An 11,983-nucleotide genomic window follows, 5' to 3' on the forward strand; every position below is an offset into this window, starting at 1 on the left:
TTCGTCCTTTCCCCGCCTTGCCGGCCCGCCCGGCGGGCGGGGCTTTTCGTGACGGAACGCCCCTTTCCACCTTTGCAGTTTCTGGAGAACACACATGCAACCTGTTGAAATCAAAAAAGACATTTACTGGGTGGGCTGCGTCGATTACGACCACCGCGACTTTCATGGCTATTCCCGCTCGCCGGACGGCTCCACCTACAATGCCTATCTGATCAAAGATCAGAAAAACGTGCTGGTGGACACCGTGGCGCCGGGCTGCGCCGGCACGCTGCTCTGCCGCCTGGCCAAGACCCTCCCGCCCGAAAAGGTGGACTACATTATCTGCAACCACATGGAACTGGACCATGCGGGCGCTCTGGCCGAAGTGGCGGAGCGGATCAAGCCTGAAAAAATTTTCGTCTCCCAGACCGGGCTGAAATCCATGGCCGGCTATTTCGCGGGCCGCAACTGGCCCGTGCAGGCGGTGAAAAGCGGCGATACCCTGAACATCGGCAGCCGCAATATCGTGTTTCAGGAAACCCGCATGCTGCACTGGCCGGACAGCATGGTTTCCTATATCCCCGAAGAGAAGCTGCTGATCAGCAACGACATCTTCGGCCAGAACATTGCCGGCAGCGCCCGCTTTACGGACGACTTCGGGGATGAAGGCGAATTTGTGAAGCGGATCAAGGAATATTTCTACAACATTGTGCTGCCTTACTCCCCCATAGTGCTCAAGGCCCTGCCCGTGGTGGAAAAACTGGACATCGACATGATCGCCCCGGATCACGGCCTGATCCATCGCGGCGAAAAGGCCGTGCGCTTCATCATCGACATGTACCGCCGCATGGCCGAACAGAAGCCCCAGCAGCGCGCCCTGATTTTCTACGACACCATGTGGAAGTCCACAGAGCATATGGCCTATGCCGTGTGCAGCGGCCTGGAGGAAAACGGCGTGCCCGCGCGAATCATGTCCGTGAAGCACAACCACCACAGCGCCGTCATGACCGAGCTGGCCGATTGCGGCGCGGTGCTGGCCGGTTCGCCCACCCACAACAATACGGTGCTGCCCCTGGTGGCCGCGCAGCTCACCTATATGAAGGGGCTGCGGCCGCTCAACCGCGTGGGCGGGGCCTTCGGCTCTTACGGCTGGTCCGGCGAAGCGCCCAAATATCTCCAGGAACAACTGGCCGCCATGAATATGGAGATGCCCGCCGAACCCGTGAAGTGCAACTGGGCTCCAGACAAGGACGTGTTCCGCGCCTGCCACGAGCTGGGCAAAACCGTGGCCGAAGCGCTCAAAAAAAAATGTCAGGAAGGTTAGAGCTGTCAAACCGCTCTGGCGACAGCCTTGTCTGACGCCCGCGCCGAATGGGCGCCAGGCCGCGTTCCGAACGCGAAATGACGGCGGCGAAGTGATTGAAAACGGATATTTTCAATCAAAAAATGCTCCACGGGCAGGCCATGGCCCGGTTCGCGCGCACAGGCCGCCCGCAAACGGGCGGCTGACGCGCGCCGGTTTCAAGGCGCCTTGCCAGTGACGTTGCCAAGCGGTTTCAGAAAATCCAGATATGCCCAGTTATCATGCGCTTTCAGCATGCTAACTGGGCATATCCTCTTGCGCCATCCGCCGGCTCCCCTTGAAGCCGGAAAATCCGCTGGCAGGCATGGGCTTTTGGCAGGCCCGAGCCTAAAAGTCCAGCTTGAACTGCATGCCAAGCCCCAGCGCCGAATCGGGCTGGCTGTTGCTGGCGCTGTGCTCCCGGTTCTGCTCGTCCCTTATGATCAGTTCCGGCCCCACGCTGATGCTCAGAGCATCCCCGGCTTCCACATCCGCGAATGCCCGCACCACATGGCGGCTTTCCAGCGGCAGACTTTCGTCGGGCCGCGCGCCCTCCGCCGGCAGGCGTTCCCGCCAGGTGGAGGTTTCGTTTTCAACGCTGATGCCCAAGCCGCCTCTGGGTTTCTTCTCGTTTTCGTTGGCCGCGTTCAGGGCGTTGTCAATGCCCGACGCGGTATTCATGGCTTTTTTTCCGCCCACGGCCCTCTCGTGCAGGCGCTGCACAGGCATGCCGTCCCGCCAGAGGGCCGCATCGCGGTCGCCAGACTGGCCAAAAGCCCAGGCCGGGCCGTGCAGGGCCTTCCTTTTTCCGGCGGGGGCGGCGTCCCGCCTGCCCCATTCGCCTGCCCGTTCCGCCGCCGGAATATCCGAGCGCAGGCCGCAGATCAGAAACGCCAGCGCGGCGCAGGCCAGAATCACTTTTCTCTTCAGCATGACTGTTTCTACTTCAGCCGCCGCACTTCTGTAAAGGTCGACCGCGGAAACGCGTGTGCGCATTGAAGTCCACAGCCCGGATCAGGGCGCAAAACCCCGCCGAGCATGCGACGGGGCATTGCATCCGCGTTTCGGCGCGGCGTCAGAAGACCGCCGCCCCCGGCAGGCCGTCACCCCTTGTTCCTGGCGGCCTTGCCCGCGATCTGGTAGCGCCGCAGGGCTGACAGCTCGGCCTTGCGCAAGCGGATGGACTGGGGCGTCACTTCCACCAGTTCATCCTCGCGCACGAAGTGCAGGGCGTGCTCCAGGGTCATCTTTTTCACAGGCGTGAGAATGACGTTTTCATCCTTGCCCGCGGCGCGCAGGTTGGTGAGTTTCTTTTCCTTGGTGGCGTTAACGTCAATGTCGTTGTCGCGGTTGTGCTCGCCCACGATCATGCCCTCGTAGACCGGGTCGCCTGGCTCCACAAAGAGCGTGCCGCGCGGCTCCAGGTTGAAGAGGGCGTACGCCACGCCCACGCCGGGGCGGTCGGCCACGATGGAGCCGGAAAAGCGCGTGGGAAAGTCGCCGCGCCATTCCTCATAGCCTTCCAGATAGGAATTCATGATGCCCGTGCCCTTGGTGTCCGTGAGAAATTCGTCGCGATAGCCGATCAGCCCGCGCGACGGCACGGAAAACTCCAGCCGCACCCGGCCCGTGCCGTTATTGATGCAGTTGAGCATGCGGCCCTTGCGCTGGGCCAGCTTGTCCGTGACCACGCCCATGAAAACCTCGTCGCAGTCCACATACAGGCGCTCGATGGGCTCAAGGGTCTTGCCGGCGGCGTCTTTTTTCAGGATAACTTCGGGCCGTCCCACCGACAGTTCAAAGCCCTCCCGGCGCATGGTTTCGATGAGGATGGCCATCTGAAATTCGCCACGTCCCTTGACCAGAAACGCGTCACGGTCCGCTGTTTCCTCCACGCGAATGGCCACGTTGCGCAGGCTTTCCTTGATCAGACGCTCCTGAATGGCCCGGCTTTGCACGATTTTGCCCTCGCGGCCGGCCAGGGGCGACGTGTTGATGCCGAAGCGCATGGCCACGGTGGGTTCGTCCACCCGGATGCGCGGCAGGGCGCGCGGGCTCTCGCGGGTGCAGATGGTGTCGCCGATGGTCACATCCTCAATGCCGGCCAGCACCACGATGTCGCCGGGCCGGGCCTCTTCCACCTCGGAAAGCTGCAAGCCGTCGTACACCTGAAGCCGGGTGGCCCGCAGGGGGCGGGGCGCGCCGTCCTCGCCGACGCAGGCCAGGGCTTCCTTGGCGAAGACCCTGCCATGCATGATCCGGCCCACGGCCAGACGCCCCAGATACTCCGAATAGTCCAGATCAGCCACCAGCATCTGAAAGGGCTGCTCAGGGTCGTGGGCCGGGCCGGGCAGTCTGGTCAGAATGGTTTCAAACAGCGGGGACAAATCCTTCTGCGGGTCATCGAGATTGCGCATGGCCACGCCCGCGCGCCCGATGGCGTAGAGCACGGGAAATTCCAGTTGCTCCTCGCTGGCCCCCAGGTCAATGAACAGGTCATAGATTTCATTGAGCACTTCCTGGGGCCGGGCGTCCTTGCGGTCGATCTTGTTGATGACCACCACCACGGGCAGGCCGGCTTCCAGGGTTTTGCGCAGCACGAAACGGGTCTGGGGCAGGGGCCCTTCCGAAGAGTCAACCAGCAGAATGGCGCCGCTGGCCATGGACAGAGAGCGTTCCACCTCGCCGCCGAAGTCCGCGTGGCCCGGCGTGTCGATGATGTTGATCTTTACGCCTTTCCAGCGCACGGCGCAGTTTTTGGCGGCAATGGTGATGCCGCGCTCGCGTTCCAGATCCATTTTGTCCATAACGCGGTCGTCCACCCGCTGGTCGGCGCGAAATACGCCGCTCTGCTTGAAAAGGGCGTCCACCAGCGTGGTCTTGCCGTGATCGACATGGGCGATGATGGCCACATTGCGGAGAGAATCATTCTGCTGCATGGAAAAAACCTTACATTAGAAAAGAATGACAACGGCGGACAAAATGGTCCGCCGTGGGAGCCGCGCAAGCGTCCTGACGCCGACGCCCCGGAACATCGCGAATGGGGATGATCACCGGCCGCATGCTCTGAAAGAAGTTCGCCTTGTACGCGTTTTTCAGAGCTTTGTCACCAGCGAGCGCAGCAGCCGCGCCAGATTTTCGCCCGCGCGGCCGGCCACGGCAATGACCTCCGCCAGGGGCACGGGCGTCATGCAGTCCGGCAGATTCTTGTTGGAAAGGCAGGAAACGCCCAGCACCCGCATGCCCAGATGGCGCGCCGCGATAACCTCCAGCACGGTGCTCATGCCCACGGCGTCGGCCCCCCATTGGCGGTACATGCGCGTTTCCGCCGGGCTTTCCATTTCAGGCCCGCGCACGCCGATATAAACCCCGCGCTCCAGGCGAATGCCCAGCGCCCCCGCCGTTTCCAGGGCCAGCATTTGCAGGGCGTGGTCAAAGGGCGCGCTCATGTCTGGAAAGCGCTCTCCCCAGGCCGCGCAGTTGGGGCCGGTCAGAGGCGACACGCCGGTGTGGTTGATCTGGTCGGCCATGCACATCAGGCTTCCGGCCTCGAATCGCGGGTTCAGCGCCCCGGCGGCATTGGTGATGATCAGCGTCCTGACGCCCAGCCCGGCCATGACCCTCACCCCCATGCAGACTTCGCCCGGGCTTCTGCCCTCGTACAAATGGCAGCGACCCTGCTGGGCCAGCACCGGCACGCCGTTCAGCCAGCCCCGCACAAAGGCCCCCTGGTGCGAATCCACGCCGGGCAACGGAAAGCCGGGCAAACCGGCGAAGGGCACGCGCACGCCCGGCGCGCCCCCGGCCGTCGGGCCGTTCGGGCGTCCGGTCAGCAGCCCGGCGGCCAGACCGGAAAGGCCGGTGCCAAGAATCAGCCCCAGCGGCGGTTTTTCATCCGGCGCCGCGGCGGGCAGCGCGGCCCGTAAGGCGTCAACGGCAAGCTGGACTTCTTGCGGATTTTGCATAAGATTATCTCTCGACTTCTGGCAGTTTTCGGGTCGCCGTACGGCCCATCCACTATAGCCCGCCCGTTGCCCGTTCACAAGGGCGTGAGGGGCGACGCGAAGGAAAGGATATTCCCGGGGGAATGGCTTGAACAAGGCTCAGGACAGCAGCAAAAAGAGGGCCGCCAAGGACGCGGCCGCGGAAATCACGTTGAGCGGCCACAAGGTTCTGGTGGCCAACCGGGGCGAAATCGCCATGCGCATCATGCGGGCCTGCCGCAAGCTGGGTGTTGCCTTTACGGCCATCTATACCGCCGAGGACGCGGCCTCCGGCCATGTGCGCCTGGCCCGCGAGGAAGGCGGCGAAAAAAGTCTCTTCCGCATCTCTTCCTACCACGACGCCAACGAGCTGATGGCCGTGGCCGACGAGGCGGGATGCACCGCGGTGCATCCGGGCTACGGTTTTTTCGCCGAGGATTTCCGCTTTGCCCGGCGGGTCGCCAAGCGCGACCGCAAACTGATATTCATCGGCCCTTCCTGGAAAATCATCCGCGAACTGGGCGACAAGATCAACACCAAGCGTCTGGCGCGCAGCCTGGGCGTGCCCACGGTGCCCGGGTCGGACCGGCCCATCTATGACGAGATGGAGGCCGAACGCATCGCCAAGTCGGTCTTTGAATTTCAGGAGCAGCAGGGCATCCGGCGTCCGCTGGTGCTGGTCAAGGCTTCGGCCGGCGGCGGCGGCATGGGCATTGAGGAGGTGTATGATCCGGATCAGTTCCGTTCGGTTTACCGGCGCATACGCAATTACGCCATGCGCCAGTTCAAGGACGAAGGCGTGCTCATCGAGCAGCGCATCACCGACTTCAACCACCTGGAAGTGCAGATAGTTTCTGACCGTTCGGGCGCAAACCCCGTGCATTTCGGCACGCGCAACTGCTCCATCCAGTCCACGGGCCTGCAAAAGCGCGTCGAGGTCGCGCCCGGTTTCGCGCCGGACGAGTTGGAGTACACCTTCAACGCGGGCCGCGTGCTCACGAACATTGTGGACTACTCGCTGGCCATGGCCCGCAAGGTGGGTTACGACAATGTGGGCACCTGGGAATGGATCGTCACCCGCAAGGGCGAGCCCTTCCTGATGGAAGTCAACACCCGCATTCAGGTGGAAAACGGCGTTTCGGCCCGCATCTCGCATGTGCGCGGCAAGCCGGGCGTGGATCTTATCGCCGAGCAGATCCGTATCGGCCTGGGGCAGCCTCTGGGCTACAGCCAGGCGGACATCGCCTCTGAAGGCGTGGGCATTGAATATCGCCTCATTGCCGAAGACCCGGACAACAGCTTCACCCCCTGGGTGGGCCGTATCGAGCGCTTCCAGTGGAAAGACCAGCCCTGGCTGACCATGCTGACCCATGTGCCCCGTGACGAACCGTACGAAATCCCCACTGAATTTGACCCCAATCTGGCCCTGGCCATCATCTGGGGCAAGGATCTGGACGAAGTCAAGGCGCGCGGGCTGGAGTTTCTGAACACGCTGCGTCTGGAAGGCCGCAACGGCGCGGGCGAGCCCCTCAAATCCAACGTGGAATTTCTGAAAGCCAACACCGGACGCATTCTGCTTTTTTAACCGCAACCGGGTTTTCCGTATGCACGGCGCTTCTCTTTCGCCCCATTGCGCGGCCTGCCCCTTCAAACGCGAGGAAAGGCTCTGCTGCGTTCCCGGCGGCAAACACCCGCCGGACTGCCCCTCGGCGACCTGCCGCGACCTGGTGGAACAAAGCCGCCAGGCTTACGCCAGGCCCGACATCCGGCATTTCGCGCGCCAGGCCGCCAGGGTGGAGCGGCGCAGCTACATCCTGACGGCCGGCGGCGGGCGCATGCCCTGCCGCCCCCGCATTCTTGAAATCGTGGCCTTTGCCAGGGCAATGGGCTATCAGCGCCTAGGGCTGCTCTTTTGCATCGGCCTGCGGCGCGAAGCCGCGGGCGCGGCGGAAATATTCAAGGCTCAGGGCCTGGAGGTTGTTTCCGCGATCTGCAAGGCGGGCGGCCTGTCCAAAAGCGAACTGGGCCTGACGGGCGATGACCTGCTCAATCCGGAACAGCCGGAAAGCATGTGCAATCCGCTGCTTCAGGCCGAACTGATGAACCGCTCCCAGGTGGACTTCAACATACTGCTGGGCCTCTGCGTGGGGCACGACACTCTGGCCCTGCGCCATCTGGAGGCCCCGGCCACGGTGCTGGCCGTCAAAGACCGCATGCTGGGGCATAATCCGCTGGCCGCTGTCCAGTGCAGCGACAGCTATTTCAACTACCTCAAGACACCGATGTAACCGGCGCACCCCCACACTATGGACAACACTATTGAAAAACGCATCCAAAGCCTGCGCGACAGACTGACCTACATGCAGGACATCTTCGCGGGCAAGCACAAGGATAACGCGGCCCTGCTGGAAGAGCGGCTCTCGGCTTTCGCCGAGCGCGCCCGCGCCGGTTCGCTCAACGACCCCCATGCGGAGCTCTCCACGGTTGAAGACCTGTTCGCCTATGTGGAACGCCGGCTGGAAAGCGGCGTCACGCCCATGGACAGGGTGCGCATCGTGCGCCATCCCCAGCGCATCTGCCTGCGGGACATTCTGGAAAACGTCTATGACAATTTCACGGAAGTGGGCGGCCAGGACGAGCACAGCCTGGACCCCAGCATGCTCATCGCCCGCGCGGTGATCACCCGCCGCCGGGGCAAAAAAACCTATACCCAGTCGGTCATGGTCATCGGACAGGAAAAGGGGCACGGCGCGGAGTTTCGCAACGGCGGTTCCGTCAAGCCCTGGGGCAACGCCAAGGCCCTCCAGTACATGCGCGTGGCCGAAACCGAGGGCATTCCCATCCACGCCTATATTTTCACGCCCGGTTCCTTTCCTCTGGAGGACTACCCCGGCGCTGCCCAGCAGATCGCCCGCAACATTTACGGCATGGCGGGCCTGCGCGTGCCCATCGTGGCCGTCATTTCCGAGGGCGGCTCCGGCGGGGCCGAGGCCATCGGCCTGGCGGACAGGCGTCTGATGCTCTCGCACGGCTATTATTCCGTCATCTCGCCGGAGGGCGGGGCGGCCATCGAGGGGCGGCTCAAGGCCGGACAGCGCGCCACGCCCGAGCTCATCGAGCATTGCGCCGAAAACCTGCGCATCACGGCTCAGGACAATCTGCGCTTCGGCTACATCGACCACATTGTGCAGGAGCCGCCCCTGGGCGCGCGCCCCTGGCATTTCGACTTTTTCCGCCATCTGCGCCAGGAGGTCATCCGTGCCACCGACGAGGTGGTCATCTCCACCCGCAGGCTGCCCGTGTTTCGCGGTCTGGCGCTTTCGCGCCATCGCAACCCCGAGGCCGATCTGGATGAACTGCATATTCGCTGGGGCCTGTCCGCGACGGCCAAAGACCGCCTGTGCGAGCGCCGCCAGCAGAAGTTTCTGCGTCTCTCGCGGCAGGCCGCGCGCGACCGCCGCCCCTTCCTGACCAAGACCGCCGCCGCCTTCTGGGACTGGTTTTCCAAGCCCTGGGTCAGCTTCAAGTACGATTTCTATCGCAAGCACCAGCGGCAGATACGAAGCTTTATGGAAGAGATGGACAATGAATGGGAGATGTTCAAAAACCGCCTGTTCGCCCCCTGGCGCAAGCTGACCCGCAACCTGCCCAGCCGGACGGACAACAGGGCCAGGGAGCTCACCGCCCTTTCGGCCTGGTCCGAAGATTCGCGCCGCCACAAGTGGAACTACCTTTCGCCGCGTTACAAGATTGACCGCACCCTGACCTGTCCCAACAGCGCCTCGTACGGTTGCCCCGACCTCTGGGGCCCTGATCTGTTCGCGGAATTCGCGGGCGTGTGCAGCCACTGCGGCTACCACTTCCCCATGGAGCCCGAATGGTATGTGAAAAACGTCTTTGACCCGGGTTCGGTCTTTGAGTTCAACAGTGAAATCGAGGCGGGCAATCCTCTGGACTTTCCCGCTTTTGCCGAACGCATCGCCGAGGCGCAGAAAAAAACCGGGGCCAAAAGCGGCTGCATGACCTTTGAAGCCCGCATTGACAATATCAAGATGGTGGTGGCCATGCTTATGGGCACCTTCCGGGGCGGCTCCGTGGGCGCGGCCGAGGGCTATAAGTTCGTGGAGGCCGCGCAGCGCGCCGCCAAAAAGCGCTATCCCTTCCTGGCTTATGTGCACGGCACGGCGGGCATCCGCATTCAGGAGGGCACCCACGGCGTGATCCAGATGCCGCGCTGCACCGTGGCCGTGCGGCGCTACATCGAATCCGGCGGCCTGTACATGGTGCTTTACGACACCAATTCCTTCGCCGGGCCAGTGGCCAGCTTTCTGGGGTGTTCGCCCTATCAGTTCGCGGTGCGCTCCTCCAATATCGGCTTTGCCGGACCGGGCGTCATCAAGGAGACCACGGGCATGGACATTCCGCCCAAGTACCACCGCTCTTATCGCGCCCTGTCGCGCGGCCACATTCAGGGAATCTGGGACCGGAGGCAGATCAGGGGCAACCTCAAGCAGGCCCTGCTCACCATTGGCGGCAGAAATTTGTATTATCGCTGACACGCGCTCTGGAAAGCCGGTGTCGCACAAAAATATTGCCAAACAGTCACTGCCGCCGCCCGCAAGGCGGCCTGCGCCGCCAGCGGCTGCCGCATTCAAGGCATCCGGGAAGGGCGTCGCCATTGGCGGCAGAAATTTGTATTGTCGGCAACCTTGAATCGGGGCTTTGCTCCTGTTTCAACAGAGGCGCGCCGCCCCCGCGTCCGGCCGGTATGGCGCCGCCGCGCGACGCAAGAGGCGCGGGAGTCCGGGAAATCATTCTCCCCGGACGGGCTTTGGGCGTTGCGCCCCAAAAGAGAACCTACGGACAAAAAATGATTGATATTTCCGCTCTGCTGGATGAAATCAAGGCCTCGCCCTACCGCGAGATAGTCATCGCCACGCCCCATACCGGGCGCGTCACTTTCGCCGGTCTGCAAACCGGCGACAAGGTCGTGGGCCCCCAGGGCCAGTGGAAGGAAAAACCCGGCACCCAGATTGCCACTCTGGAGCGCGAGCGCAACCCAAAGCCCATCTGCGCGCCGGAAAAAGGCGAAATCAGCGTGCTGCACAGCGAACTGGAAGGCTGCTTCGTGGAGGCGGGCACGCCTTTGGCGGTGCTGCGCCACATGCTCACCCGCGAGGAGGTGCAGCGGGTCATCCTGCAAAAGGCCCTGCACCTCTTCCGCGCGCCGGAGCGCGCCAAATACTATTTCACGCCCGAAGTGGACAAAAAGATACGCGCATCGGACGCCCATTCCGTGACGGTGCGGGACGGCATGGAGCTGCTGATCATGTCGCGCATGAAGCGCGAGGTGCCCCTGCACTACACGGGCCCGGACGGCGTCATCTACGCCGTCTACTTCAAGTACAACGAAAATATGGATACGGGCGCGCCGCTCATCGGCGTCTGCCCGCAAAATCAGCTTCCCGCCATTCAGGACGTGATCATGCGCGTCCAGACCGAATGGACGGAAAAAGAGTAGCGACGCGGCATGCCGCTCAACCTTTCTAAGGATACGCCGTGAAAAGACAAAAGCCGCTTTTCACGTTGCATGAGGGGCAAAAGCCTCTTGGGGCATGGAGCTGATTTATTCACAGAACAAATCAGCGGTTTCTTACAATATGGCATGTCATTATGGGAAAAGCACTGCAAATCCGGGTCAGCGCCGTGACCTGGAATGAGGATCTGCTGGAAAAACTCTGGCCGCGACTGAGCGAGCTGGCTTTCAGCGTGCCCGTCAGACACGAAAAACGCGGCGTGCTGGAAATGGTGCGCGCACTGGACGAGGGCCTGACCTTCATGAAATAGTCCAATGCCCGCCGGGAGGCGCTGGGGCGGGGCATTCGCGAGGCCGCGCGCCTGAAGCGAGATATTGAAAACGCTCTGGCCGACTGGCAGCCGCGCGAGGCCAACGCCCTGAGCGATCAACTGGAAGATGTGCTGGATCAGCTGGAGCAGGCATTCGTGGCCTGAGCCGGCGTCAGCCCCTGAATCCGTATTCATCCGGGAGCACAGCAATGCTGAATAAAGTCATGATTATCGGCCGTCTGGGCCGCGACCCCGAACTGCGTTATACCCAGAGCGGCTCGCCGGTGGCCAGCCTGAATGTGGCCACCGACGAATCCTACACCGACCGTGACGGCAACAAGGTGGAACGCACCGAATGGCACCGCGTGTCGGTATTCCAGCGCCAGGCCGAAAACTGCGCCAACTATCTTTCCAAGGGCAGTCTTGTGTATGTGGAGGGCAGCCTGCAAACCCGCAAATGGCAGGACCAGCAGGGGCAGGATCGCTACACGACGGAAATCAAGGCCCAGCGCGTGCAGTTTCTGGATCGCAAGGGCGCGGGACAGGGCGGTTATGAAGATGAGTACGCGGGCGCGCCCGCCGGCGGCGCGCCCCGGCAGGCCCCCCGCGCTCAAAGCGGCGGACAGGGCGGCCAGCGCAACCAAGGCGGCCAGACGCCGCAACGTCATGCGCCGCGCCAGCAGCCCCAGGAGGACGATCTGGGCCCGGCCTTCCCCTCGGAAGCCTCCAATATGGACGAAGTGCCCTTTTAAAACCCATTGTCTTTGCAAAAGGCATGAGCTTCCGGCGGCCGCGAGAGCGGACGCCCGCGCCCGCCGCGCCTGAAAAGCGA

At 62.9% G+C, this 11,983-nt stretch carries 10 protein-coding genes; 7 read left to right on the forward strand and 3 right to left on the reverse strand.

Annotation, left to right across the window (positions count from 1 at the left end):
• Nucleotides 1–94 precede the first annotated feature (94 nt).
• On the forward strand, nt 95–1,303 hold the full coding sequence (locus tag ACQRA4_RS02840) for an FprA family A-type flavoprotein (RefSeq protein WP_427821566.1): 1,209 nt from the start codon (nt 95–97) through the stop codon (nt 1,301–1,303).
• A 366-nt stretch (nt 1,304–1,669) separates the two neighbouring features.
• Here the strand turns inward: ACQRA4_RS02840 and ACQRA4_RS02845 are convergent, their stop codons facing one another.
• From ACQRA4_RS02845 to ACQRA4_RS02855, 3 genes are all read right to left on the reverse strand, one after another.
• Entirely contained in the window at nt 1,670–2,254 is a 585-nt protein-coding gene (locus ACQRA4_RS02845; RefSeq protein WP_427821567.1) for a hypothetical protein, read from the reverse strand.
• A gap of 170 nt (nt 2,255–2,424) precedes the next feature.
• The gene (gene typA / locus ACQRA4_RS02850) at nt 2,425–4,260 is read right to left on the reverse strand and encodes a translational GTPase TypA (protein ID WP_427821568.1); all 1,836 of its coding nucleotides are present in this window, start codon (nt 4,258–4,260) and stop codon (nt 2,425–2,427) included.
• A 156-nt stretch (nt 4,261–4,416) separates the two neighbouring features.
• On the reverse strand, nt 4,417–5,286 hold the full coding sequence (locus ACQRA4_RS02855; RefSeq protein ID WP_427821569.1) for a purine-nucleoside phosphorylase: 870 nt from the start codon (nt 5,284–5,286) through the stop codon (nt 4,417–4,419).
• Between the two features lie 184 nt (nt 5,287–5,470).
• Between ACQRA4_RS02855 and ACQRA4_RS02860 the strand changes: the two genes are divergently transcribed.
• From ACQRA4_RS02860 to ACQRA4_RS02885, 6 genes are all read left to right on the forward strand, one after another.
• Nucleotides 5,471–6,889, forward strand: coding sequence for a biotin carboxylase N-terminal domain-containing protein (locus ACQRA4_RS02860; RefSeq protein WP_427821629.1), 1,419 nt, complete (start codon nt 5,471–5,473; stop codon nt 6,887–6,889).
• Between the two features lie 19 nt (nt 6,890–6,908).
• The gene (locus tag ACQRA4_RS02865; protein WP_427821570.1) at nt 6,909–7,592 is read left to right on the forward strand and encodes a DUF1847 domain-containing protein; all 684 of its coding nucleotides are present in this window, start codon (nt 6,909–6,911) and stop codon (nt 7,590–7,592) included.
• 18 nt (nt 7,593–7,610) lie between these two features.
• Nucleotides 7,611–9,860 (forward strand): acetyl-CoA carboxylase carboxyl transferase subunit alpha/beta, encoded by a 2,250-nt coding sequence (locus tag ACQRA4_RS02870; protein WP_427821571.1) that lies wholly within the window; start codon nt 7,611–7,613, stop codon nt 9,858–9,860.
• Between the two features lie 314 nt (nt 9,861–10,174).
• Nucleotides 10,175–10,825 carry a biotin attachment protein gene (locus ACQRA4_RS02875; protein ID WP_427821572.1) on the forward strand — a complete coding sequence of 217 codons (651 nt, stop codon included), beginning with the start codon at nt 10,175–10,177 and terminating at the stop codon, nt 10,823–10,825.
• A 152-nt stretch (nt 10,826–10,977) separates the two neighbouring features.
• Nucleotides 10,978–11,151: a hypothetical protein gene (locus tag ACQRA4_RS02880; RefSeq protein WP_427821573.1), complete on the forward strand. Its 174-nt coding sequence runs from the start codon at nt 10,978–10,980 to the stop codon at nt 11,149–11,151.
• A 209-nt stretch (nt 11,152–11,360) separates the two neighbouring features.
• Complete coding sequence (locus ACQRA4_RS02885) at nt 11,361–11,903, forward strand: single-stranded DNA-binding protein (protein ID WP_427821574.1); 543 nt, start codon at nt 11,361–11,363, stop codon at nt 11,901–11,903.
• Nucleotides 11,904–11,983: the final 80 nt, after the last annotated feature.

Origin of the sequence: Desulfovibrio sp. SGI.169 (assembly GCF_050313595.1) — a bacterium.
Taxonomy (GTDB): Bacteria; Desulfobacterota; Desulfovibrionia; order Desulfovibrionales; family Desulfovibrionaceae; genus Desulfovibrio.

Bases quoted from the DNA above. Each gene is read 5' to 3' on its own strand.
- ACQRA4_RS02840 (WP_427821566.1), top strand. From the start codon at position 95: ATGCAACCTGTTGAAATCAAAAAAGACATTTACTGGGTGGGCTGCGTC.
- ACQRA4_RS02845 (WP_427821567.1), bottom strand. From the start codon at position 2,254: ATGCTGAAGAGAAAAGTGATTCTGGCCTGCGCCGCGCTGGCGTTTCTG.
- typA (WP_427821568.1), bottom strand. From the start codon at position 4,260: ATGCAGCAGAATGATTCTCTCCGCAATGTGGCCATCATCGCCCATGTC.
- ACQRA4_RS02855 (WP_427821569.1), bottom strand. From the start codon at position 5,286: ATGCAAAATCCGCAAGAAGTCCAGCTTGCCGTTGACGCCTTACGGGCC.
- ACQRA4_RS02865 (WP_427821570.1), top strand. From the start codon at position 6,909: ATGCACGGCGCTTCTCTTTCGCCCCATTGCGCGGCCTGCCCCTTCAAA.
- ACQRA4_RS02870 (WP_427821571.1), top strand. From the start codon at position 7,611: ATGGACAACACTATTGAAAAACGCATCCAAAGCCTGCGCGACAGACTG.
- ACQRA4_RS02875 (WP_427821572.1), top strand. From the start codon at position 10,175: ATGATTGATATTTCCGCTCTGCTGGATGAAATCAAGGCCTCGCCCTAC.
- ACQRA4_RS02880 (WP_427821573.1), top strand. From the start codon at position 10,978: ATGGGAAAAGCACTGCAAATCCGGGTCAGCGCCGTGACCTGGAATGAG.
- ACQRA4_RS02885 (WP_427821574.1), top strand. From the start codon at position 11,361: ATGCTGAATAAAGTCATGATTATCGGCCGTCTGGGCCGCGACCCCGAA.